Annotated in this window: 1 pseudogene; it reads right to left on the bottom strand. The window is 42.5% G+C overall.

What is annotated here, in order from left to right:
- A pseudogene (locus tag AN394_RS21855) lies at positions 1–185 on the bottom strand (hypothetical protein); the annotation flags it as partial.
- Positions 186–247 lie beyond the last annotated feature (62 nt).

Here is a 247-nt window from a genome sequence, read left to right as displayed (position 1 = left end):
GTGTACACAGACTCTATTAAAAAAGGAAACTCCGACACTGAGCCATCTTCTGTTTTAATTGTCACAACGATGGGCCCGCGATAACCATGGGCCTTATCGAGTACTGTAGTGCAACTTGTTGTAAACAAACAGGCCAGTAACACACAATGAAATTGCACCATCACCTTGCGCTTACAAACCTTCATACTCGGCCTTCCTTGGTTTTAAAATTTGCTTTCTGCAGTCAACCATATCCCAACAATCTGTT

Source organism: Pseudoalteromonas sp. P1-26 (genome assembly GCF_001401795.1).
GTDB lineage: Bacteria > Pseudomonadota > Gammaproteobacteria > Enterobacterales > Alteromonadaceae > Pseudoalteromonas.
Note: the sequence above shows the minus strand (reverse complement) of the source record. Positions and strands in the feature narration are given on the sequence as shown.